Origin of the sequence: Streptomyces sp. JB150 (assembly GCF_011193355.1) — a bacterium.
Lineage (GTDB): Bacteria > Actinomycetota > Actinomycetes > Streptomycetales > Streptomycetaceae > Streptomyces.
Window position 1 is genome coordinate 903,739 of record NZ_CP049780.1, and the last position, 22,460, is coordinate 926,198.

Annotated in this window: 25 protein-coding genes and 1 riboswitch; of the genes, 13 read left to right on the forward strand and 12 right to left on the reverse strand. The window is 73.0% G+C overall.

Translation table 11 applies throughout. The features are described from left to right. Window position 1: 1 nt before the first annotated feature. Entirely contained in the window at window positions 2-757 is a 756-nt protein-coding gene (locus G7Z13_RS04185; protein ID WP_165996132.1) for a LytTR family DNA-binding domain-containing protein, read from the reverse strand. A gap of 109 nt (window positions 758-866) precedes the next feature. Here G7Z13_RS04185 and G7Z13_RS04190 point away from each other — a divergent pair, with 109 nt between their 5' ends. The 4 genes from G7Z13_RS04190 (at window position 867) to G7Z13_RS04205 (ending at window position 4,413) form a co-directional block, all read left to right on the forward strand. Beyond that, window positions 867-1,361, forward strand: coding sequence for an Lrp/AsnC family transcriptional regulator (locus G7Z13_RS04190; protein ID WP_165996133.1), 495 nt, complete (start codon window positions 867-869; stop codon window positions 1,359-1,361). A 212-nt stretch (window positions 1,362-1,573) separates the two neighbouring features. Next, complete coding sequence (gene ddaH / locus G7Z13_RS04195; protein WP_165996135.1) at window positions 1,574-2,398, forward strand: dimethylargininase; 825 nt, start codon at window positions 1,574-1,576, stop codon at window positions 2,396-2,398. Continuing rightward, complete coding sequence (rocD, locus tag G7Z13_RS04200; protein ID WP_165996137.1) at window positions 2,395-3,621, forward strand: ornithine--oxo-acid transaminase; 1,227 nt, start codon at window positions 2,395-2,397, stop codon at window positions 3,619-3,621. Before ddaH ends, rocD begins: the two co-directional genes overlap by 4 nt. A gap of 72 nt (window positions 3,622-3,693) precedes the next feature. Beyond that, window positions 3,694-4,413, forward strand: a complete 720-nt coding sequence (locus G7Z13_RS04205; protein WP_165996139.1) for a lysophospholipid acyltransferase family protein — start codon at window positions 3,694-3,696, stop codon at window positions 4,411-4,413. A gap of 68 nt (window positions 4,414-4,481) precedes the next feature. Here G7Z13_RS04205 and G7Z13_RS04210 read toward each other — a convergent pair whose 3' ends face one another. The 8 genes from G7Z13_RS04210 to G7Z13_RS04245 form a co-directional block, all read right to left on the reverse strand. Continuing rightward, a complete protein-coding gene (locus G7Z13_RS04210) occupies window positions 4,482-6,101 on the reverse strand; it encodes an alpha/beta hydrolase (RefSeq protein ID WP_165996140.1) in 1,620 nt (539 codons plus the stop codon). 141 nt (window positions 6,102-6,242) lie between these two features. Next, the gene (locus tag G7Z13_RS04215) at window positions 6,243-7,016 is read right to left on the reverse strand and encodes an urease accessory protein UreD (RefSeq protein WP_240926113.1); all 774 of its coding nucleotides are present in this window, start codon (window positions 7,014-7,016) and stop codon (window positions 6,243-6,245) included. Beyond that, window positions 7,004-7,684 carry an urease accessory protein UreG gene (gene ureG / locus G7Z13_RS04220; protein WP_165996142.1) on the reverse strand — a complete coding sequence of 227 codons (681 nt, stop codon included), beginning with the start codon at window positions 7,682-7,684 and terminating at the stop codon, window positions 7,004-7,006. The genes G7Z13_RS04215 and ureG overlap by 13 nt, the downstream gene beginning before the upstream one ends. 149 nt (window positions 7,685-7,833) lie before the next feature. Next, the gene (locus G7Z13_RS04225; protein WP_165996144.1) at window positions 7,834-8,508 is read right to left on the reverse strand and encodes an urease accessory UreF family protein; all 675 of its coding nucleotides are present in this window, start codon (window positions 8,506-8,508) and stop codon (window positions 7,834-7,836) included. Between the two features lie 10 nt (window positions 8,509-8,518). Further along, window positions 8,519-10,240, reverse strand: coding sequence for an urease subunit alpha (locus tag G7Z13_RS04230; RefSeq protein ID WP_165996145.1), 1,722 nt, complete (start codon window positions 10,238-10,240; stop codon window positions 8,519-8,521). Then, a complete protein-coding gene (locus G7Z13_RS04235; RefSeq protein ID WP_165996153.1) occupies window positions 10,233-10,544 on the reverse strand; it encodes an urease subunit beta in 312 nt (103 codons plus the stop codon). Before G7Z13_RS04235 ends, G7Z13_RS04230 begins: the two co-directional genes overlap by 8 nt. Before the next feature lie 10 nt (window positions 10,545-10,554). Further along, entirely contained in the window at window positions 10,555-10,857 is a 303-nt protein-coding gene (locus G7Z13_RS04240; protein WP_165996156.1) for an urease subunit gamma, read from the reverse strand. Window positions 10,858-11,094: 237 nt separating this feature from the next. Further along, window positions 11,095-11,709: a TetR/AcrR family transcriptional regulator gene (locus tag G7Z13_RS04245; protein WP_165996158.1), complete on the reverse strand. Its 615-nt coding sequence runs from the start codon at window positions 11,707-11,709 to the stop codon at window positions 11,095-11,097. A gap of 105 nt (window positions 11,710-11,814) precedes the next feature. Between G7Z13_RS04245 and G7Z13_RS04250 the strand changes: the two genes are divergently transcribed. Then, entirely contained in the window at window positions 11,815-12,786 is a 972-nt protein-coding gene (locus G7Z13_RS04250; RefSeq protein ID WP_165996160.1) for an ABC transporter permease, read from the forward strand. Between the two features lie 213 nt (window positions 12,787-12,999). On the opposite strand, the gene G7Z13_RS04255 is transcribed toward G7Z13_RS04250, so the two are convergent. Beyond that, window positions 13,000-13,278, reverse strand: coding sequence for a type II toxin-antitoxin system Phd/YefM family antitoxin (locus tag G7Z13_RS04255; RefSeq protein ID WP_165996162.1), 279 nt, complete (start codon window positions 13,276-13,278; stop codon window positions 13,000-13,002). Between the two features lie 73 nt (window positions 13,279-13,351). Between G7Z13_RS04255 and G7Z13_RS04260 the strand changes: the two genes are divergently transcribed. The 3 genes from G7Z13_RS04260 (at window position 13,352) to G7Z13_RS04270 (ending at window position 15,355) form a co-directional block, all read left to right on the forward strand. Further along, complete coding sequence (locus G7Z13_RS04260; protein WP_165996163.1) at window positions 13,352-13,999, forward strand: ATP-dependent Clp protease proteolytic subunit; 648 nt, start codon at window positions 13,352-13,354, stop codon at window positions 13,997-13,999. A gap of 7 nt (window positions 14,000-14,006) precedes the next feature. Next, window positions 14,007-14,315, forward strand: a complete 309-nt coding sequence (locus tag G7Z13_RS04265) for a hypothetical protein (RefSeq protein ID WP_165996166.1) — start codon at window positions 14,007-14,009, stop codon at window positions 14,313-14,315. A 419-nt stretch (window positions 14,316-14,734) separates the two neighbouring features. Next, window positions 14,735-14,878: riboswitch (cyclic di-AMP (ydaO/yuaA leader) on the forward strand. Between the two features lie 3 nt (window positions 14,879-14,881). Continuing rightward, on the forward strand, window positions 14,882-15,355 hold the full coding sequence (locus G7Z13_RS04270; RefSeq protein WP_165996168.1) for a C40 family peptidase: 474 nt from the start codon (window positions 14,882-14,884) through the stop codon (window positions 15,353-15,355). 487 nt (window positions 15,356-15,842) lie between these two features. On the opposite strand, the gene G7Z13_RS04275 is transcribed toward G7Z13_RS04270, so the two are convergent. Then, window positions 15,843-16,298: an ATP-binding protein gene (locus tag G7Z13_RS04275; RefSeq protein ID WP_165996169.1), complete on the reverse strand. Its 456-nt coding sequence runs from the start codon at window positions 16,296-16,298 to the stop codon at window positions 15,843-15,845. A gap of 212 nt (window positions 16,299-16,510) precedes the next feature. On the opposite strand from G7Z13_RS04275, the gene G7Z13_RS04280 reads away from it, so the two are divergent. Next, the gene (locus G7Z13_RS04280) at window positions 16,511-17,371 is read left to right on the forward strand and encodes a helix-turn-helix transcriptional regulator (RefSeq protein WP_165996172.1); all 861 of its coding nucleotides are present in this window, start codon (window positions 16,511-16,513) and stop codon (window positions 17,369-17,371) included. Window positions 17,372-17,380: 9 nt separating this feature from the next. Next, window positions 17,381-17,602 carry a DUF397 domain-containing protein gene (locus tag G7Z13_RS04285; RefSeq protein ID WP_165996174.1) on the forward strand — a complete coding sequence of 74 codons (222 nt, stop codon included), beginning with the start codon at window positions 17,381-17,383 and terminating at the stop codon, window positions 17,600-17,602. Window positions 17,603-17,644: 42 nt separating this feature from the next. Here the strand turns inward: G7Z13_RS04285 and G7Z13_RS04290 are convergent, their stop codons facing one another. Continuing rightward, a complete protein-coding gene (locus G7Z13_RS04290; RefSeq protein WP_165996176.1) occupies window positions 17,645-18,772 on the reverse strand; it encodes an 8-amino-7-oxononanoate synthase in 1,128 nt (375 codons plus the stop codon). Between the two features lie 147 nt (window positions 18,773-18,919). Between G7Z13_RS04290 and bioB the strand changes: the two genes are divergently transcribed. Genes bioB through bioD form a run of 3 tightly spaced genes read left to right on the forward strand, consistent with a single transcriptional unit; the run spans window position 18,920 to window position 22,164 of the window. Beyond that, window positions 18,920-20,161, forward strand: coding sequence for a biotin synthase BioB (gene bioB, locus G7Z13_RS04295; protein ID WP_165996177.1), 1,242 nt, complete (start codon window positions 18,920-18,922; stop codon window positions 20,159-20,161). Further along, complete coding sequence (locus G7Z13_RS04300) at window positions 20,154-21,434, forward strand: adenosylmethionine--8-amino-7-oxononanoate transaminase (protein ID WP_165996179.1); 1,281 nt, start codon at window positions 20,154-20,156, stop codon at window positions 21,432-21,434. Before bioB ends, G7Z13_RS04300 begins: the two co-directional genes overlap by 8 nt. 1 nt (window position 21,435) lies before the next feature. After that, window positions 21,436-22,164, forward strand: coding sequence for a dethiobiotin synthase (gene bioD, locus G7Z13_RS04305; RefSeq protein WP_165996181.1), 729 nt, complete (start codon window positions 21,436-21,438; stop codon window positions 22,162-22,164). The last annotated feature ends 296 nt before the right edge of the window (window positions 22,165-22,460 follow it).

A 22,460-nucleotide genomic window follows, 5' to 3' on the forward strand; every position in this document is an offset into this window, starting at 1 on the left:
GTCAGGGCCTCCTCATGAGCAGGTCCCGCAGTTCCCGGGCGTGGCGGCGGCTGACCTGGAGTTCCTCGGAGCCGACCAGGACGCTGACCGTGCCCGCGTCCAGGCGCAGCTCGCCGATGTGGCGGAGGGCGACGAGGTGGCGGCGGTGGATGCGGACGAAGCCGCGGGAGCGCCAGCGTTCCTCCAGGGTGGACAGCGGGATGCGGACCAGGTGGCTGCCGCCCTGGCCGGTGTGGAGGCGGGCGTAGTCGCCCTGGGCCTCGACGTGGGTGATGTCGTCGACGGCGACGAACCGGGTCACTCCGCCCAGCTCCACGGGGATCTGGTCGGGGTCGGGTTCGTGGACGGGGATGCGGGGGGTGGCGGTGCCGCGCAGTTCGGCGGCGCGGCGCACGGCTTCGGCGAGGCGTTCCTTGCGGACGGGTTTGAGGACGTAGTCGACGGCCTTGAGGTCGAAGGCCTGGACGGCGAAGTCCTCGTGGGCGGTGACGAAGACGACCAGCGGCGGCCGGGCGAAGCCGGTGAGCAGCCGGGCGAGGTCGAGGCCGTCGAGGCCGGGCATCTGGATGTCGAGGAAGACGACGTCGATGGCCTCGGGGCCGTCGGGGCCGGACTCCAGGGCGCGGTTGATCCGGCGCAGCGCCTCGGTGGCGTCTCCGGCGCCCTCGGCGCTGCCGATGCGGGGGTCGGCACGCAGGAGGTAGAGCAGCTCCTCCAGCGAGGGGCGTTCGTCGTCGACAGCCAGGGCGCGCAGCATGAACCCGGAGTGTAGGAGCATTCCGTACGCCTGCACACGGGCTGTCGCCGACCGTCCTCACGACGTCCTCACGACGTTCCCGCTGGATACGGCTGGATACAGTGCGGCCATGAACAGCAGGCCGGCACCGTTCGACGACCTCGACCGGAAGATCGTCACCGCGCTCATGGCGAACGCGCGCACCAGTTTCGCCGAGATCGGGGCGGCGATCGGGCTGTCCGCGACGGCGGTGAAGCGCCGGGTGGACCGGCTGCGGGAGACGGGGGTGATCACGGGGTTCACGGCGACGGTGAAGCCGTCGGCACTCGGCTGGCGTACGGAGGCGTACGTCGAGGTGTACTGCGAGGGCGCGGCCCCGCCGCGGCGGCTGGCCGAGGTGGTGCGCAACCATCCGGAGATCACCGCGGCGATGACGGTGACGGGCGGCGCGGACGCGCTGCTGCATGTGCGGGCGCGGGACGTGGAGCACTTCGAGGAGGTGCTGGAGCGGATCCGTGCGGAGCCGTTCATCAGGAAGACGATCAGTGTGATGGTGCTGTCCCATCTGATCCCGGACAGTCCGGAGGCGGGAGCGAACCAGCCTGCTCCTGATGACGGAGGGTGACACGGGCATCGGCGGGCGGCGCCGGACGACGCAGGACGGCGCCCGGGCGGCGCGGGATGACGGGAGAGGACGAAGGAGGCGTGCGTCTGCGCTGATCACAACGCAGCGATGCTGCGTCGACGCGCAGCTTTCGTTTCTTGTCGGGCGTCCGCTCCCTCCCTACCGTTGTGTCAACCCCCAGTAGACACCGCAGGAAGCGGAGGAACCCCTCTGTGTCCCACAGCCGTGTGCCGCGCCGGCGGCGCTTTCTCGTCTGCGAACCCAGACACTTCGCCGTGCAGTACGCGATCAACCCCTGGATGCATCCCGACGTCCGGGTCGATGCCGATCTCGCGCAGGAGCAGTGGCAGAAGCTGATCGCCGCCTATCGCGCCCACGGGCACACGGTCGAGGCCGTGGAGCCGGTGGCGGGCCTGCCCGACATGGTGTTCGCGGCGAACTCGGCGTTCGTCGTCGGCGGCCGGGTCTTCGGCTCCCTCTTCCACGCCCCGCAGCGCCGTCCGGAGACCGCGCACTACGAGACCTGGTTCAAGGCGGCGGGCTACGAGGTGTTCCGGCCGGAGTCGGTGTGCGAGGGCGAGGGCGACCTGGTGTGGACGGGCCGGTACGTGCTGGCCGGCACCGGGTTCCGCACCACGCGGCAGGCGCACCACGAGGCGCAGGAGTTCTTCGGGCACCCGGTGATCAGCCTGACGCTGGTGGACCCGTACTTCTACCACCTGGACACGGCGCTGTTCGTCCTCGACGACTCCGCCGGCGGCGACAACATCGCGTACTACCCGGAGGCGTTCTCACCGGGCAGCCGTGAGGTCCTGAGGCGGCTGTATCCGGACGCGGTGCTCGCCGGCCGCGACGACGCGATGGCGTTCGGCCTGAACTCGGTGTCCGACGGCCACCATGTGTTCATCGCGCCCCGAGCCGAGGCGCTGGCCGCCCGCCTCGACGACCACGGCTATGTCCCCGTCCCCGTCGACCTGTCGGAGTTCCACAAGGCCGGCGGCGGCATCAAGTGCTGCACTCAGGAGATCCGTTCATGACCGCACCCGCCCGCACCGCCCGTGACTCCGCCGAGCTGATCGCCGCCGAGCGGCCCGTCCTCGCGCACAACTACCACCCGCTGCCCGTGGTGGTGGCCCGTGCCGAGGGCACGTGGGTGGAGGACGTCGAGGGCCGCCGCTATCTGGACATGCTGGCCGGTTACTCGGCGCTCAACTTCGGCCACCGCCACCCGGTGCTGATCGAGGCCGCGCACCGCCAGCTGGACCGGCTGACCCTCACCTCCCGGGCCTTCCACAACGACCGGCTCGCCGAGTTCGCCGAACGGCTGACCGCGCTCACGGGGCTGGACATGGTGCTGCCGATGAACACCGGCGCGGAGGCGGTGGAGAGCGGCGTCAAGGTGGCCCGCAAGTGGGCGTACGACGTCAAGGGCGTGCCCGCCGACCGGGCGACGATCGTGGTGGCGGCGGAGAACTTCCACGGCCGCACCACGACGATCGTCAGCTTCTCCACGGACGAGGTGGCGCGCGGCGGCTTCGGCCCGTTCACGCCCGGCTTCAAGGTCGTGCCGTACAACGACCTGGCGGCGCTCGAGGCGGCGGTCGACGAGACCACGGCGGCGGTGCTGATCGAGCCGGTGCAGGGCGAGGCGGGTGTGATCATCCCCGACGACGGCTATCTGGCCGGGGTCCGTGAGCTGACGCGCAGCGCGGGCTGTCTGTTCATCGCGGACGAGATCCAGTCCGGTCTGGGCCGCACCGGCCGCACCCTCGCCGTCGAGCACGAGGACGTCGTGCCGGACATGGTGCTGCTCGGCAAGGCGCTGGGCGGCGGGATCGTGCCGGTGTCCGCGGTGGTCGCCCGCCGCGAGGTCCTGCAGGTGCTGCATCCGGGCGAGCACGGCTCGACCTTCGGCGGCAACCCGCTCGCCGCCGCCGTCGGCACGGCCGTCGTCGGGCTGCTGGAGACCGGCGAGTTCCAGCGCCACGCGGCCGAGCTGGGCGTCGTGCTGCGGGGCGGTCTGACCGACCTGGTCGGCAAGGGCGTGGTCGGTTTCCGCGCGCGCGGCCTGTGGGCGGGCGTCGACATCGACCCGGCCATCGGCACCGGACGGGAGATCAGCGAACGGCTGATGCGCGAGGGCGTCCTCGTCAAGGACACCCACGGCTCCACGATCCGCCTGGCCCCGCCGCTGACCGTCACGGGCGAGGAACTGCGCTCGGCGCTCGGGGCGTTGGAGAAGGTACTGGCACAGGGCTGAGCCCGGGGCCTTCCCCTGGATCGCCGAGTCTTCAACGATGATGGGGAACCCCTGACAGGAGGTGCGTTCCCCTTGTTCTACCAGCTGCTCAAGCACGTACTGCTGGGACCGCTGCTGAGAGCGGTGTTCCGGCCCCGGATCGAAGGCCTGGAGCACGTCCCGGCGTCGGGCGCGGCCATCGTCGCCGGGAACCATCTGTCGTTCTCGGACCACTTCCTGATGCCGGCGGTGCTCAAGCGGCGGATCACGTTCCTGGCGAAGGCCGAGTACTTCACGGGCCCCGGCCTGAAGGGACGGCTGACCGCCGCGTTCTTCCGCAGCGCGGGACAGATCCCGGTGGACCGCTCCGGGAAGGACGCGGGACAGGCGGCGATCCGGGAAGGGCTCGGGGTGCTGAGCCGGGACGAACTGCTCGGCATCTACCCGGAGGGCACGCGGTCGCACGACGGGCGGCTGTACAAGGGGAAGGTCGGGGTCGCGGTGATGGCGCTGAAGGCCGGCGTGCCGGTCGTGCCGTGCGCGATGATCGGCACCTTCGAGGCGCAGCCGCCCGGCCGCAAGCTGCCCCGCGTCCGTCCGGTGACGATCCGCTTCGGCGAGCCGCTGGACTTCTCGCGGTACGCCGGGATGGAGAACGAGAAGGCGGTCCTGCGGGCCGTCACCGACGAGATCATGTACGCGATCCTGGCGCTGTCCGGGCAGGAGTACGTCGACCGGTACGCGGCCGACGTGAAGGCGCAGGAGGCCGCCGAGGCGAAGGAACGCAGGTCTCGGCGGATGCCGCTGAGCTGAGCGCGCACCCGGGAGGGGCGGCCGGTGTCACCACCGGCCGCCCCTTCACCTCGTAGGGCGTTCGCCGCTCACGGCTTCGGCGTGGCGTGCGGCTCGCAGGTCACGTCCTCGGCGTCCAGCTCGCCGGTGAGCAGGTAGGCGTCCACCCGCTGGTTGACGCAGGGGTTGACCAGCCCGGTCACGCCGTGGGAGCCGGCGTCCTTCTCGGTGATCAGGCGGGAGCCCTTGAAGCGCTGGTGCAGTTCGAGGGCGCCGCCGTACGGGGTGGCCGCGTCGCGCTCGGCCTGGACGATGAGCACCGGCGGCAGGCCCTTGCGGGTCTTCACGTCCACCGGGGTGTGCTGCTTGGCCGGCCAGGTGGCGCAGGGCAGGTTCATCCAGGCGTTGGACCAGGTGAGGAAGGGGTAGTCGCGGTGCAGCCGGGTGTTGTCCCGGTCCCAGCGCTCCCAGCTGGTGGGCCACTTGGCGTCGGCGCACTCGACGGCGGTGTACACGGCGTTGCCGTTCTCGGCGGCGGCGTTGCCCGCGGTGTCGGACAGGTCCGGGGCGGCGGCGTCGACGAGGGCCTGGTGGTCACCGGCGACGTACTCGCTGAACACGGTCGCCACCGAGACCCACGCGGAGTCGTAGTACGGGGCGCTCTGGAAGAAGCCGATCAGCTCGGCGGGGCCGACGACCCCGCCGATGGGATTCTTCTTGGCGTCGGCGCGCAGCTGGAGCCACTTGGCCTGGACCTCGGCGCGGGTGGTGCCGAGGTGGAAGGTGGCGTCGTTCTTCGCGACCCAGTCCTGCCAGTCCCGCCAGCGCGTCTCGAACGCGACGTCCTGGTCCAGGTTGGCCTGGTACCAGATCTTCTCGCGGGAGGGGTTGACCACGCTGTCGGTGATCATGCGGCGGACGTGGCCGGGGAAGAGGGTGCCGTAGACGGCGCCGAGGTAGGTGCCGTAGGAGACGCCGAGGAAGTTGAGCTTCTTCTCACCGAGCGCGGCGCGGATGACGTCGAGGTCGCGCGCGGTGTTCGGGGTCGTCATGTGCGGCAGCATCTCGCCGCTGCGCTCCTGGCAGCCCTCGGCGTACTCGCGGGCCAGCTTGCGCTGGGCGAGCTTGTCGGCCTCCGAGTCGGGCACCGGGTCCGCCTTGGGCGCCTTGACGAACTCCTGCGGGTCGACGCAGGAGATGGGCGTGGACTTGCCGACGCCGCGCGGGTCGAAGCCGACGAAGTCGTAGGCCTTGGCCACGTTCTGCCACACCGGGGCCTTGGTGGTGACCCGGCGCGGGAAGCGCAGACCGGAGCCGCCGGGGCCGCCCGGGTTGTAGACGAGGGCGCCCTGCCGCTCGGCCCGGGTGCCGGTGTTGCCGACGCGGTCGACGGCCAGCTTGATCTGCTTGCCGTACGGCTTGGCGTAGTCGAGGGGCACGGTGACCCAGCCGCACTGGATCGGCTTCTCCAGCCCCCAGTCCGCCGGGCAGTCCTGCCAGTCGATCCCCTGGTGCGCGGCGCGGGCCGCGGCGATCGCGACGCCGCGGGCCTCCCGGTCCCCACCGTGACGGGACTCGGTGGCGGTCGCGGCGCCCGCGTCCGCGTTCGCCGTCGGTGCCGCGACCGCCCCGGCTATCAGGGTCGCCGCGACGAGCACCCCGGCCGAACCGAGCGTCGCCGTCCGCTTCTTCGGTCTGTTGTCCCTCAAGTGGGGCCTCCCCCTGCGTGGTTCGCTGGACAAGGGGAGATCCTGGCCTCTGCCGGGCCACAGGGAACAGGGGTGGCCGGGCTTCTTTGCCAATCCGATAACCGGATAAGCCGATCCCGCTGAGCGGCCGTCCGGCCGTCGTCACCCGAGGTCCGCGCGCGCCGCCTCCAGCAGCCGGCGCAGCCGCAGCGCGTCCGGGGCGACCGCGGTGACCAGGGCGGCCGGACCCGCGAGCGGCATCAGGGCGGCACCCTCGCCGAGCAGTCGGGCCGGCACCGGACGCGCCGCGAACTCGGGCCGCACGACCACCAGTTGACCCACCGCGCGGTGCCCGCCGAGGCCGGCCGGGCCGTCCCAGCCGCCGGGCGCGCCGGGGCCGCAGGCCAGCTCCTGGTCGAGCACGGTACGTCCGGCCACCCGCAGGGTCAGCCGGCTGGTCAGCCGCCCCGGCGCCTCCCCCGCCCGCCCGAGCACCTGCTCCTCGCGCAGCACCAGCCGCCCCGCCGCCCCCACCTCGGCGCGGGTCCGCACGGTCAGGTCGCTGCCGGCGGCGCTGATCAACTGCTCGGGCAGCCAGTGCAGTTCCCCGCCGTCGGCCACGGTGAGCCGTACGTCGTAGCGGGCCCCGCCCCCGGCCTGGCCCGGCAGCGCGAGGGTGGCGGCGGCGGACCCCACCCGCAGCCGGGCGCCCTCCGCCACCTGCGCCTCGACCGTGAGGTGGTCGCCGCCCAGCGGGCCGCTCATCGCGCCCACGAGCACCACCCGGGCCTCGCCGGCCCCCGCCCGGGTCCGCCGCGGCGCCAGCGGCCCCTCCCCCGCGAGCACCGGCAGCGCCGTACCGCCCCGGCCGTCGCCGGTGGCGTGGATCCGCGCGGTGGCCCGCACACCGGCCGTGGCCGTCCTCACGCGGCCCACGCGGCGAGCCGCTCCCGCACCCAGCCGGCGACGTCCGCGACACCGCGCTCGCCGCGCAGCGACTGGAAGACGACCGGCAGGTCACCGCGCTGCGCCTCGGCGTCCGCCGCCATCCGGGCGAGGTCGGAGCCGACGTACGGCGCGAGGTCGGTCTTGTTGACCACCAGCAGGTCCGCGGTGCTGACGCCGGGGCCGCCCTTGCGCGGGATGTCGTCGCCGCCCGCCACGTCGATCACGAAGATCTGCGCGTCCACGAGCCCCCTGGAGAAGGTCGCCGTGAGGTTGTCCCCGCCCGACTCCACGAGGATCAGATCGAGCGGCCCGACCTCGTCCTCCAGGTCCTCCACCGCCTCCAGGTTCGCCGAGATGTCGTCCCGGATCGCGGTGTGCGGGCAGGCACCGGTCTCCACCGCGGTGATCCGCTCCGGCGGCAGCACGGCCTCCCGCAACAGGAACTCGGCGTCCTCGCGGGTGTAGATGTCGTTCGTGACGACGGCGAGCGACAACTCCTCGCGCAGCGCCCGGCACAGCGCGGCCACCGTTGCGGTCTTCCCGGACCCGACGGGCCCGCCGAGCCCGACCCGAAGGGCCCGCCGACGCCCGTCGGGCCGCCGCGCGTCGGCACTGACGGCGGCGGGGCCGTGGGGGTGGGAGTGATCGAGATGCATGAGAGCCATTCCTTCTGTGGTCGAGGGTTCTCGGGTTCGAGTACCAGCCCGTCCGGCGTTTGAGGACGAGGCCGTCAGGCCGACAGGGAGGTCTGGGGGGGCAGAGTCCCCCAGGGTCGGGACGGGAAGGGGCGGCGGGGGCGCACCCCCTAGGAGGCGAACAACCGCACGGCCCACCCCGCGTGCGCCTCCGCCCCCACCTCCAGCAACACCCCGGACGCCGCGGGCAACCCGTCGACCCCAGCCACATCCACCGCCCGCGCCGCCGCGACCGCCCCCTCCACGACGAGATCCAGCTCCGGCGCCAGCCGCGCCAGCACCCCCGTCCCGTCGAACGGATCGAGACTCAGCAGCCGCACCGCCGCACTCACCGGCCCACCGACACTCTCGTACGCCGCGCAGTACGCCGCGTCGGCCGCCGACAGTCCCGCCGCCCGCGCCGTGACCCCGAGCACGACGGGCTGGTGCGCGCCCTTCGGGAACGCCCGTGCCAGGGCGTCGAGTTCCTCCGACGGCCACGTCGCCCGCGCCGCCCGCGTCAACTGCCGCCCCAGCCTGCGCGCGACCGCCCGCAACGCCGGGGAGGGGGTCCGCGCGTCGGCGGCGGCGTCCAGCTCCAGTGGGTCGTGCCCCAGCGCCGCGGCGGCCGCCAGCCCCGCCGACACCAAACCCGCCGTGTGCAGCCGCCCCCGGCAGAACGCCTCCAGGCTCGCCGCCCCGGTGATCCGCCCGGCCTTGACCGCGGCCTCCGCCCCGCCGGAGTGGGCGTGCCCCCCGGCGGGAAAGCGGCCGTCGGCCAGGACGAGCAGCGCCGCGCGTCCCATCAGCACCCCATCAGAAGAGGAAGTAACGCTGGGCCATGGGCAGTTCGGCGGCCGGTGTGGCCTCGGCCAACTCCCCGTCGATGTACACGGCGAAGCTGTCGGGGTCGATCCTCACGTCGGGCAGCGCGTCGTTCTCGCGCAGGTCGGCCTTGGTCACCGCGCGCGTCGACTCGATGGCGACGAACCGCTTGCCGAGCCCCAGCCGCTCCGGCAGCCCGTCCTCGACGGCGAGCGGTGCCACGAAGTTGACCGAGTTGGCGGCGGGCGCCCGCCCCATCGCGCCGTACATCGGGCGCGGCAGGATGGGCTGCGGGGTGGGGATGGAGGCGTTGGCGTCGCCCATCTGCGCGTACGCGATCTGCCCGCCCTTGAGGACGAGGAGCGGCTTCACACCGAAGAACGCCGGCTCCCACAGCACCAGGTCGGCGAGCTTGCCGCTCTCCACGGACCCGATCTCGCGGGCGAGTCCCTGCGCGAGCGCCGGGTTGATCGTGTACTTGGCGACATAGCGACGCACACGGTGGTTGTCCGCGCGCCCGTCGCCGGGGAGGGCGCCGCGCCGCCGCTTCATCACGTGCGCGGTCTGCCAGGTGCGCAGGATCACCTCCCCGATCCGGCCCATGGCCTGGGAGTCGGAGGAGATGATCGAGATGGCGCCGAGGTCGTGCAGGATGTCCTCCGCCCCGATGGTGGACGGCCGGATCCGGGACTCGGCGAACGCCAGGTCCTCGGGGACCGCCGGGTTGAGGTGGTGGCACACCATCAGCATGTCGAGGTGTTCCTCGGTGGTGTTGACGGTGAAGGGCCGCGTCGGGTTGGTGGAACTCGGCAGCACGTGCGGCTGGGAGACGACGGTCATGATGTCCGGGGCGTGGCCGCCGCCCGCGCCCTCGGTGTGGTACGAGTGGATGCCGCGCCCGGCGATCGCCGCGAGGGTGTCGCCCACGAATCCGGCCTCGTTGAGGGTGTCCGTGTGGATGGCGACCTGGATGCCGGTCCGGTCGGCGACGGTCAGGGCGGCGTCGATGACAACCGGGGTGGAGCCCCAGTCCTCGTGCAGCTTCAGTCCGAGGGCGCCGCCGCGGATCTGGGAGAGCATCGCCTCGTGGGAGACGGTGTTGCCCTTGCCGAGGAAGCCGATGTTGAGCGGGTACTGCTCCATCGCCTCGAACATCCGGGCGAGATGCCAGGGTCCGGGGGTGACGGTGGTGGCCTTGGAGCCCTCGGCCGGCCCGGTGCCGCCGCCGACCAGGGTGGTCACGCCGGAGGCCAGGGCCTCGTCGGCGATCTGCGGGCAGATGAAGTGGACGTGCGCGTCGACGGCACCGGCGGTGACGATCCGTCCGTTGCCCGCGATGACCTCGGTCTCCGGGCCGATGACCAGCTCGGGGTGGACCCCGTCCATGGTGTCGGGGTTGCCCGCCTTGCCGATGCCGGTGATCCGGCCGTCGCGGATGCCGATGTCGGCCTTGACGATGCCCCAGTGGTCCACGATCACGGCACCGGTGACGACGGTGTCCGGCGTGCCCTCGGCCCGGGTGGCCCGGGACTGGCCCATGGACTCCCGGATGACCTTGCCGCCGCCGAACACCGCCTCGTCGCCGGAGCGTCCTGGCCCGCCGGAGCGGTCCTCCTCGATCTCGATCAGCAGATCGGTGTCGGCGAGCCGGATGCGGTCGCCGGTGGTCGGGCCGAACAGATCGGCGTACGCGGCGCGCGAGATCTCAGGCATCGAGGGCACCTCCGGTCTCCCCGCGCAGCCCCGGCACGATCCGGGCGCCGGTCAGTGGGACGAGTTCGACGTCGACGGGGATGCCGGGCTCGAACCGCACGGCGGTGCCGGCGGCGACGTTCAGCCGCTTGCCACGCGCGGCGGCACGGTCGAACTCCAGGCCGGGGTTGGCCTCGGCGAAGTGGTAGTGGGAGCCGACCTGGACGGGCCGGTCGGCGGCGTTGAGGACGGTCAGCCGGGTGACCTCGCGGCCCTCGTTGTACACGACCGGGCCGTCGGCGAAGAGGATCTCTCCGGGAATCATCGAGGCCCCTTCAGACGATCGGGTCGTGGACGGTGACGAGCTTGGTGCCGTCCGGGAAGGTCGCCTCGACCTGCACGTCGTGGATCATCTCGGGCACGCCCTCCATGACGTCGTCCCGGGTGAGCACCGTGCGTCCGGAGGCCATGAGTTCGGCGACGGTACGGCCGTCCCGCGCGCCTTCGAGGATGTGCGAGGTGATGAGGGCGACCGCCTCGGGATGGTTCAGCCGCAGGCCGCGGGCGCGCCGCTTTTCGGCGACGTCGGCCGCCACATGGATCAGCAGCCTTTCCTGTTCGTGCGGGGTCAGTTGCACGTCCCACCTCACCTCCTCGCTCCGGGCCGTGCGGGGCCCGGTTGCCGCCGCCACCGCGACAGGGGACAGGTGTAACACACAGACAGAAGGCGCGAATCGGCGCGATCGGGAAAGAAATACCCCTGGTGGCGTGGAGGGGCAGGCTAGTGCGCCGGAGTTTCAACGACGTTAACCGGACCTTGGTCACCTCATGACCCGGCGCTGGTCTCCCCCATACACATCAGCGCCGCATACTCATCAGCGCCCCATGCTCATCAGCGCCCGCAGCCCGTTGCGGAGCACCTCCACGGGCACCGGCCCGAACAGCGACTGCTGGACGATGAACCCCTGCACGGTGGAGATCATCGTGCGGGCGACGTCGTCCGCGGGCACGTCGGCCCGCATCATCCCGCTCTCCTGATAGGCCTCGACGACCTTGGTCCAGGCGGCGCGCACCGCGGCGTACCCCTCGTCGAGCACGGCCGCCAGCCGCTCGTTGCGCACGGTCTCCGTCCAGACCTGCACGACCAGCCGCGCGAAGGCCGGCTCGCCGTCGGCCGTGACGTAGGCGCGGGACTCCAGGGTGCGGCCGAGGACGGAGGCGACCAGCTCGTCGGGGGGCGGCGGCGGGCTCTGCCGGGCGGCCTCCTCGAAGGCGGTACGGACCTCCCCCATCACCTCGGCGACGATCGCGCCGATCAGTTCGTCCTTGCCGCTGAAGTAGCGGTAGACGGCCCCCGCGGACAGGTCGACCTCCTTCAGCACGTCCTGCATCGAGGTGGCGTGGAAGCCGTTGCGGGCGAAGCAGAGCGCGGCGCCGTCGAGGATCTGGCGGCGGCGGGCGTCGAGGTGTTCCTGGGAAACGCGGGCCATGGTCCACAACCTAAAACGAACGTTCATTCTTGACAAGGCGCCGCCCCGGCGCGACGGTGGGAGAGAGAAAAACGAACGATCCTTCTCCTTGACCGGGGAGCACCCATGTCCGCCACCCGCAGGCCCCTCGCGGTCGCCCTCCTCGTGCCACTGCTGGCCGCTCTCGCCCTGTGGGCCTTCGCCTGGCCCGCCGCCCGCACGGCGCCGCGCGACCTGCCGCTGGGCGTCGCCGGCCCGGCCGCCGCGGCCGCCCAGGCCGAACAGCGCCTGTCGCGGCACGAGGGAGCCTTCGAGATCCACCGTTACGCCGACGAGGCCGCCGCCCGCGCCGCCGTCGAGGGCCGCACGGTCTACGGCGCGCTCGTCGTCACCGAGCGAGGTCCCCGGCTGCTCACCGCCTCCGCGGCGAGCCCGATGGTGGCCCAGTTGCTGCGGGAGGCGGTGGCCGGGGGCACCGAGGTGCCGGTGACCGACGTGGTGGCCGCTCCCGAGGACGACCCGCGCGGCGCGGCGTTCGGCGCGAGCCTGCTGCCGCTCACCCTGGCCGGGATCGCGGCCGGTTCCGCGGTGACCCTGCTGGGGCTGCGGGGCGTGCGCGCGGTGGCCGTACTCGTCGCCGCCTCGGCTCTCGTCGGCGTCACCGCGGCCGCGATCACGCACAGCTGGCTGGGGGCCCTCACCGGCGACTGGTGGGCGGAGGCCGGGGCGCTCGGCCTGACCTCGCTGGCGGTCGCGGGCGCGGTCGCCGGGCTCGCCGCCCTGCTGGGCAACGCCGGGATCGCCCTGGGCGCCGCCGTGATGATGCTGCTCGGCAACCCGTTCTCCGGCGCCTCCGCGGCGCCGCGGCTGCTGCCGGAGCCGGCCGGGACGATCGGCCAGTGGCTGCCGCCGGGCGCCGGGGCGTCCCTGCTGCGCTCGGTGTCGTACTTCGACGGCGCGGCGGCGGCCGGCCCCGCCCTCACCCTGACCTGGTGGGCACTGCTGGGCCTCGGGGCGGTGCTGCTCGGCCCGGCGCTGAGGTCCCGTACGACGGGAGCCGCACCGGCGCCCGAACGGGAACCCGCCCTCACCGGCTGAACACCGCCCCGGCCCTCACCGGCTGAGCACCGGCAGCCACCCACCGGGCCGCCGCCGGCAGCGCGCGCCGGCGCCGTCCATCGACCGCGCACCGGCCGACCGGGCCGGCAACGACCGACCGTGCGTCCCCGCAGTAGCGGACGGGGACGCACGGTCTTCGCGTCTCCCTCGCCGCACCACCGCTCGGCAGTCCGCCACTCGGCCACTCGGCCACTACGAGGGATTCGGCCCCCGGTGTTCCGCCGCGATGCCGAACCGCTGCCGTTCGCCCGCAGCGGACGCGACCTCGCGGACCCGGGACACGGAGCTGATCACCTGCTCCTCCTCCGCCTCCGGCGCCTCCTCGAGTCGCCGCAGGTCAGCGGCGGAGACAAGGGCGACGAGGGGCTTGCCGTGACGGGTCACGACGACGCGCTCACCGCCGTAGACCACGCGGTTGATCAGGTCGGCGAGCTCAGCCCTGGCTTGCGTCACCGGAATCTCGTAGGCCATGGTCTCCACATTACGTCATGTACGTCCTGTACATTTTTTACAGAGACAGCTCCGTCGCGAGGAGGCGTCCACCATGGCCCGAGAGCCCGTCCCGCCGTCCGCCCGTCACGTCCTGCCCGAGTTCACCGAGCGCACGGGCTTCGGCCACCGCACCACGGATCCGTACACGAAGCTGCTGGAGGAGCGGATCGTCTTCCTGGGCACACCGGTCGACGACACGTCGGTGAACGACGTGATGGCCCAGTTCATGCATCTGGAGTACCAGGCGCCGGACCGGGACATCTCGCTGTACATCAACTCCCCCGGCGGCTCGTTCACCGCCATGTCGGCGCTCTACGACACGATCCGGTACGTGAGCTGCGACGTGGAGACGGTCTGCCTCGGCCAGGCCGGCGCCTGCGCCGCGGTGCTGCTCGCCGCCGGCACGCCGGGCAAGCGATACGCCCTGCCCGGCGCCCGGATGGTGCTCCGTCAGCCGGCGCTGCCCGAGCCGGTGCGGGGGCAGGCCGGTGATCTCGTGATCCAGGCTGAGGAGTTGGCCCGCGTCCGGTCCCGCCTGGAGGAGATGCTGGTACGGCACACCGGGCGCAGCCGGGAGCGGGTGAGCGCCGATCTCGAGCGGGACACGGTCCTCACCGCCCGCGAGGCGCTGGAGTACGGCCTGATCGACCGCGTCGTCACCGGCCGCAGGGCGCCGGGCGGCGTGCCCGGCGGGAGGTGAGCCGCCGATGCTGCCGCCCGAACTGCCGCCGCTGCCCGCGCTGACCCGCGCCGAGGGCGAGCTGATCGACCGTTACCTGGAGGTGGTGGACCTGCTCGGCCGGATCAACCCCGGCCGCCACGGTCACACGTACGGCGGACTGCGGGCCGCTCAGGCGCTGGTGAGCAGGGCCGTCGCCCTGCGCGACGCGCTGGCGCTGATGCACCAGCGAGGCGAGACGGAGCTGCACGCGCCGACGCTCGCGCGGGCGCTGCGCGTGCTCGACGGCGAACGCCGTGCGGCGCGCGTCACCCTTCCGCCGCGCTCCGACAGTTGACGGTGCGGCACGCGTGAGCGAGGCTCGCCGCGCGGAGGGCGCGGTGTGCGCCGTCAGGGGTGAAACGGACTGAACGGATTACCCACGTTCGGCGTATCCACCCCTCCTTTTTCGAGCTGGTTCCGGTTGCGCCGAAGACGGCCTCCAGGGGCGGAATTGAGGATTCCGTCGCTGGTCCGGGGGGCTGTCGCGGTCTTGACTTCCGACCGCTCGACAGGGTGTCCACCCGAACGGGTGAGTGGTGAGGAAGACCACAAATCCCCGGTTCCGTTGGGATTTTCGGACATGTGTGAGTCAAGATCCCTGTCTGACGACAAGCCCCCGCCACCGCGGCGGGGCGGTCCGGGCGGACGCCGAGTCCTGCCGCCGCCTGGATGACCGGTCGACAGGAGTGGATCGGCAGGAGTGGAGGACCCAAGCACGACGGGTCGCCGGCACGGCCGGCTCCGTGAGGAGTCGCCGGACCGAGCAGCCCTTGGGGTGAAGCCGCGGCAACGCGGCCGGGCTACTTCGCCAGCCCGAATCCGACAGGTCATCCTTCACAGGCGGCTGACGAAGGGTTGCGCATGAACGCGCTCAATCGTGTCCCGTCGCTCATGGCCCGGGCCGGTACGGCCTCGGCCCTCACCCTGGCCGCGGTGGGCGGCACCGTGATAGCCCCTGGCTTCGCCCCGGAGGCCGCGGCCGCCACGCCGGCGTCGAAGGCGCTTCAGGTCGCCGCCTCGAAGAAGGGCTCCCCGTACAAGTGGGGCGCCACGGGGCCGAAGCGATTCGACTGCTCGGGACTCACGCTCTACTCGTACAAGAAGGCGGGCAAGACCCTGCCGCGCACGGCCGCGCAGCAGTACAACAAGACGCGCCACATCTCCGCGAAGAGCCGCAAGGCCGGAGACCTGGTGTTCTTCCACTCGGGGTCCAACGTGTACCACGTGGGCATTTACGCCGGAAAGGGGAAGATCTGGCACGCCCCCAAGACCGGGGACGTCGTGCGGCTGCAGAAGATCTGGACGAAGAGCGTCTGGTACGGCCGGGTCAAGTGACCCCTGCGGGCGCGGTGACGGCACCCCTGACCTGCCGTCGCCACGCCCGGTCATCCCCATGAGCGACCACGCCGGGCCCGTCGCGCACCTGCGCACGGGCCCGGCCCGCTTGTGAGGGCAGCCTGCGGTGCGGACTGCGGCGCGGCGTCCGGGGTCCGCCCAGAGGCGCAGGGAGAGGCCTGGGCGGGGCACAGGCCGCTGCGGCGTCCGATGGGCCCCGTACCGGGGAACGGGGCGCGGGAGGCCGACGCGGGCGGGGACGGGGAGGCTCGCCGGCCGCGGGGGCCGGTCCGGGCTGTGTGCGGGCGGCGGCAGGGCGGCGGGCCGGGAGGGACGAGCGGCGGGGGCGGCGCGCGAGCCTCAAGGGCCCGAGGGGTCTGGGCGGGCCGCAGGCGGAAGGACGAGGAGAGCGGGACGCGAGCGGGCGGTCTCCGGGCGGCAGCGGGCCGGGAGGGGCAGCAGCGGGGGCAGGGAGGACGAGGGGTCGTCAGGGGTTGCGCTTGGCCGCCGTGACGGGGTGGGCCGGGACGGTCCAGGGCAGTTCGATGGCGACCGTCTTGCCGCCCTCGCGGGTGGGGCGCACTCTCAGGCGTCCGCCGCACTCGGCGGTGAGGCAGCGGATGATCACCATGCCGCGGCCGTTGTCCTGCTGCACGGCGGCCGGCAGGCGTTTGGGGAATCTGGGGTGACTGTCCGTCACGCCGATGCGGAGGTGTTCGTCCCGGTCCAGTGCCAGGTCCACGGTGAAGGTGGGCGACAGCCCGAAGGTGTGCTGCACGGCGTTGGTGGCGAGCTCCGAGACGATGAGCCGGATCGCGTCGGCCACCTCCGTGTCGGACGGCAGACCCCACTCCGCCAGGATGCCGGCCACGTAGGCACGAGCCGCGGAGACCGAAGCGGGATCGCTCGGCAGAGTGACGGATGCTTCCAGGTGGTCTGCCATGGCGATGTCGTCCCTTTCCCACGGGACCGCGGACCGACACGAAGGCCAAGGTTCGAGTACGGTCCCGGACTGGTGCTTCGTCGCCAGACTGCCACTCTCGGGGCGATCCCGGTGGCGATCCACCAGGATATGCATATATCTGTCGCTCGATGCGGTGAACTCTGCGACGACAGACCGTATTTGGGCGGCTCGGGTGGAGTAAGGAGGAGCCCATGCAGCACGGTCCCGCGGTACGCCGCCGGAAACTGGGCGCCGAACTGCGTGCGCTGCGCACGGGTGCGGGCCTGACGAGTGGTGAGGCGGCGCGGCTGGTGGGCTGGCACCAGTCCAAGGTGAGCCGGATCGAGACGGGCGCGAGCGGGGTGAAACCGGCCGATGTGCGGTTACTGCTGGACGCCTACGGGGTGAGCGATCCCCAGCTGCGCGAGTTGCTGCTGGTGCTGGCCGGGTCCGGCGGCGGACAGGGCCGGGACCACTGGTGGCACGCCTACCGCGGGGTGCTGCCGCCCACCTACAGGGACTACATCAGCCTGGAGTCGCAGGCCAGCGACATGCGCACCCTGGAGACCTCGGTGGTGCCGGGGCTGCTGCAGACGCCCGAGTACGCCCGCGCGGTGACCCGGGCGGCCGTGGAGGGCCTGGACGAGGACCGGCTGGACACGCTGGTGGAGGTGCGGCTGGCCCGGCAGGACGTCCTGCGCTCCCAGCCGCCGCTGGCGCTCAGCGCGGTACTGGACGAGGCGGTGCTGCGGCGCGAGGTCGGCGGCCCGGACGTCATGGCCGAGCAGCTGCGCCGGCTGCTGGAGGCGGCGCGGTTGCCGCAAGTGAGACTCCAGGTGCTGCCCTTCGCCGCGGGCGCGCACGTCGGCCTCACCGGGCCTTTCGTTATCTTCTCATTTTCGAACGCTTCTGATCTGGATGTGGTTGTTCTCGACCACTTGACGAGTAGCCTCTATCTCGAACGGAAAGAAGACGTTGGGGCCTACACCGAGGCCTTCGACGCGCTTCGGAGGAACGCCCTGTCACCCGAGGAAACGTTGGAATACATCGCCGGGATAGCTGACGGCGCGTAAGGAGGCACCATGACCGTTCTGCCTCGGAACGTACCTTCCACCACCCACCTGTCCGATGTGCGCTGGCTGCGCAGCAGCTACAGCACAGGAGCGAACAACTGCGTGGAGACGGCCAGCCCCCGCTCGGGCGCCTGGGCCGGACTCCTCGCCGTACGCGACTCCAAGGACCCGGCCGGGCCCGCGCTGGTCTTCTCCCCCGAGACCTGGGCGCGCTTCACGGCCACCGTCTGACCGACCCGTCCGTCGAGGCGACGCACGGCCGTGGACGCCGACTCATGGCCGCGTTTCGCCGATCACCCGTACAGCGCGTTCGATCTGTTCCCCGGAGAGGTCCGCGCGGGCGGTCAGCCGCAGCCGGGAGATGCCGTCGGGCACGGAAGGAGGCCGGAAGCAGCCCACGGCCAGTCCGGCGGTCCGGCAGTCGGCCGCCCAGCGCACGGCGCTCTCCGGGGACGGAGCGCGCACCGAGACCACCGCCGCGTCCGGCCGCACCGCCTCGTGGCCCGCGGCCGTCAGCCGGGCGTGCAGTTCGCCCGCCACCGCGCGCGCCCGCTCCGCCCGCTCCGGCTCGCGGCGCAGCAGCCGCAGGGCCGCCAGGGCCGCGCCCGCCGCCGCCGGGGCGAGCCCGGTGTCGAAGATGAACGTCCGGGCCGCGTTGACCAGGTGGTCGATCACCCGGGCCGGGCCGAGCACGGCGCCGCCCTGACTGCCCAGCGACTTGGAGAGGGTGACCGTGACGACGACGTCGTCCGCGCCCGCCAGACCCGCCGCGTGCGCGGCGCCCCGGCCGCCCTCCCCCAGCACTCCGAGGCCGTGCGCGTCGTCGGCGACCAGCCCGGCCCCGTGCTCCCGGCAGGCCGCCGCCAGTTCCGCCAGCGGCGCCGCGTCGCCGTCCACCGAGAAGACCGTGTCGGACACCGCGACCGCCGGCCCGTCGTGGCCCTGGAGCGCCTTGCGGACCGCGTCGGGGTCGGCGTGGGCGACCACCTGGGTGGTGCCCCGGGCCAGCCGGCAACCGTCGATGAGGGAGGCGTGGTTGCCCGCGTCGGAGACGACGAGCGAGCCGTGCGAGGCCAGCGCGGTGACCGCGGCGAGGTTGGCCGCGTAGCCGGAGGAGAAGACCAGGGCGGCCTCGAAGCCGCAGAACGCGGCCAGCTCGCGTTCGAGTTCCCCGTGGAGTTCGGTGGTGCCGGTGACGAGCCGGGAGCCGGTCGAGCCGCCGCCCCAGACGCGCGCCGCGCGGGCGGCGCCCTCGGTGACCTCCGGGTGGCGGGCCAGTCCGAGGTAGTCGTTGCTCGCGAGGTCCAGCAGCGGCGAGTCGGCGGGCCGGGGCCGCAGGGTGCGGACGAGACCCGTACGGCGGCGCGATTCCGCCTGCTCGTCGATCCAGCCGAACGCCATGGGTCCTCCGGGGATTTTGTAGGCAGTGCACAGACACTAGCGGTACGTCCCGCAGGCCAGGATGTGGCAATCCACACACCACGAAGTGACGCTGTTGTGCGGACTCTCCTTGGCCGGGAGCACCTCCGTAGGACAGGATCGGCTCTCATGGACCTGCTGAACACGCTGGTGGACAAGGGGCTTCGGCGCGAGCTGCCGACCCGCGAGGAGGCGCTGGCCGTCCTCGCGACGACCGACGACGAACTGCTCGATGTGGTGGCCGCGGCCGGGAAGGTGCGCCGGCACTGGTTCGGCCGGCGGGTGAAACTCAACTATCTCGTCAACCTGAAGTCCGGGCTGTGCCCGGAGGACTGCTCCTACTGCTCCCAGCGGCTCGGCTCCAAGGCCGACATCCTGAAGTACACCTGGCTCAAGCCCGACGAGGCCTCCAAGGCCGCCGCCGCGGGCCTGGCCGGGGGTGCCAAGCGGGTCTGCCTGGTGGCCAGCGGGCGCGGTCCGACGGACCGGGACGTGGACCGGGTCTCGCAGACCATCAAGGCGATCAAGGAGCAGAACGAGGGCGTCGAGGTGTGCGCCTGTCTGGGTCTGCTCTCCGACGGCCAGGCCGAGCGGCTGCGCGAGGCGGGCGCCGACGCCTACAACCACAACCTGAACACCTCCGAGGGCACCTACGGCGAGATCACCACGACGCACACCTACGCCGACCGGGTGGACACCGTGCGGAAGGCGCACGCGGCGGGCCTGTCGGCGTGCTCCGGCCTGATCGCGGGCATGGGCGAGAGCGACGAGGACCTGGTCGACGTCGTCTACTCGCTGCGCGAGCTGGACCCGGACTCGGTGCCGGTGAACTTCCTGATCCCGTTCGAGGGCACCCCGCTGGCCAAGGAGTGGAACCTCACCCCGCAGCGCTGCCTGCGGATCCTGGCGATGGTCCGGTTCGTCTGCCCCGACGTCGAGGTGCGGATCGCGGGCGGCCGCGAGGTGCACCTGCGCTCCCTGCAGCCGCTCGCGCTGCACCTGGCCAACTCGATCTTCCTCGGCGACTACCTCACCAGTGAGGGCCAGGCCGGCAAGGCCGACCTGGAGATGATCGCGGACGCCGGGTTCGAGGTGGAGGGCGCCGGCGAGGTCACGCTGCCCGAGCACCGCGTGGCGGCGGGCGGGGGCGGCTGCGGCTCCCACGCGAGCGCGGGCGGCGGCTGCGGGTCCCACGAGGACGCGGGCGCCGGGTGCGGGGCGCACGAGGACGCGGGCGCCGGGTGCGGGGCGCACGAGGGCGGTGGCGTGTGCGGTACGGCCGCCGCGGTGCCGGCGGCGGGCGAGCCGCGCACCGACCTGGTCGCCGTACGCCGCCGGGGCGCCGGAACGGACCTCGCGCCCAATGCCTGAACTGAGCGTGCCGGAGCTGCTGGAGCTGGACCGGCGGCACGTCTGGCATCCCTACGGGCCGATGCCGGGCCGGCACGAACCGCTCGTCGTGGAGTCGGCGAGCGGGGTGCGGCTGAAGCTCGCGGGCGGCTCGCGGGAGCTGGTCGACGGCATGTCGTCCTGGTGGTCGGCCATCCACGGCTACAACCACCCGGTGCTGAACGAGGCGGCGCGCGAGCAGCTGGGGCGGATGAGCCACGTCATGTTCGGCGGGCTCACCCACGAGCCCGCCGTCCGGCTGGCGAAGCTCCTCGTCGACGTGTCGCCCGAGGGCCTGGAGCATGTGTTCCTCGCCGACTCCGGTTCGGTGTCGGTCGAGGTCGCGGTCAAGATGTGCCTGCAGTACTGGCGTTCGCTGGGCCGTCCCGGGAAGCACCGGCTGATGACCTGGCGGGGCGGCTACCACGGGGACACCTGGCAGCCGATGTCGGTCTGCGACCCCGAGGGCGGGATGCACGAGCTGTGGACCGGCGTCCTGCCGCGCCAGGTGTTCGCCGGCCCGCCGCCCGCCGGGTACGAGGAGGCGTACGCCGGCCGGCTGCGCACGCTGATCGCCGAGCACGCGCACGAGCTGGCCGCGGTGATCGTCGAGCCGGTGGTGCAGGGCGCGGGCGGGATGCGCTTCCACTCGCCCGCGTATCTGCGGGTGCTGCGGGAGGCGTGCGACGCGCACGACGTGCTGCTGGTGTTCGACGAGATCGCCACCGGGTTCGGCCGTACGGGTGCCCTGTTCGCGGCGGAGCACGCGGCGGTGTCGCCGGACGTGATGTGCGTGGGCAAGGCGCTCACCGGCGGCTATCTGACGCTGGCGGCGACGCTGTGCAACGCCCGGGTGGCCGACGGCATCTCGCGGGGCGAGGTGCCGGTGCTCGCGCACGGCCCGACCTTCATGGGCAACCCGCTGGCCGCCGCGGTCGCCTGCGCCTCGATCGAGCTGCTGCTCGGCCAGGACTGGCTCGCCGAGGTCAAGCGGATCGAGGCGGGCCTGCGGGACGGGCTGGCCCCGGCCGCCGGGCTGCCGGGCGTGCGGGACGTACGGGTCCTCGGCGCCATCGGGGTCGTCCAGCTCGACCACCCGGTCGACCTGGCGGCGGCCACGGCGGCGGCCGTACGCGAGGGCGTGTGGCTGCGGCCGTTCCGGGATCTGATCTACACGATGCCGCCCTATGTCACGGGCGACGCGGACGTGGCACGCATCGCGCGCGCGGTGTGCGCCGCGGCACGGGAGGGATGACATGCCGGTCCTGGTGATCACGGGTACCAACACGGAGGTCGGCAAGACCGTCACGACGGCCGCCGTCGCCGCGGCGGCCGTCGCGGCGGGACGGTCGGTGGCCGTGCTCAAGGCCGCGCAGACGGGCGTACGGCCCGACGAGCGCGGCGACGCCGACGAGGTGGCGCGGCTCGCGGGCCCCGTCACGGCGGCCGAACTCGCCCGCTACCCGGAGCCGCTGGCGCCCGGGACGGCGGCCCGGCGGGCCGGGATGGCGCCGGTGCACCCGCACGACGTCGCCGAGGCGGCGGCCAAGCTGGCCACCGAGCACGATCTGGTGCTGGTGGAGGGGGCGGGCGGGCTGCTCGTCCGCTTCGACCCGGCGGGCGGCACGCTCGCCGACGTGGCCGCGCTGCTGGGGGCGCCGGTGCTGCTGGTGGCCTCGGCGGGCCTCGGCACGCTGAACATCGCCGAGCTGAGCGCCCGCGAACTGCGGCGCCGCGAGGTGGAGTTGACGGGCGTGGTGATCGGCAGCTGGCCCGCCGAACCCGACCTCGCCTGCCGCTGCAACATCGCGGACCTGCCGGAGGTCTCGGGCGCCCCGCTGCTCGGCGCGCTCCCGGAGGGCGCGGGCTCCCTCGACCCCGGGACGTTCCGCACCGCGGCGCCCGGCTGGCTCGCGCCGCGGCTGGACGGGACCTGGGACGTGGAGGCGTTCCGGGTGCGGCAGGCACCGGCGCCGGGGCGGTAGCCGCGGGTGGGTGCCGGTGCGGTCGCCGCGGGCGGGCGCCTGGGTGGTAGCCGCGGGCGGGCGCCGGTGAGGTGCGGGTGGCCGTGAGCCGGTGAGAGCGCGGTCGGCCGTGCGCCGGTGGGAGTGCTGGGCGGTGCTGGGCCGGCGACGGTGCGGGCGGGCGTGCCGACGCGGGTGCGCCCGGCCGTGCGCCGGTGGCGGTGCGGGCGGTGCTGTGCCGGCGGGAGTGCGCCCGGTTCTGTGCCGGTGAGGGTGCGTGGGGGCCGTTACGGGGGACAATCCCCGGAAGGAGCAGT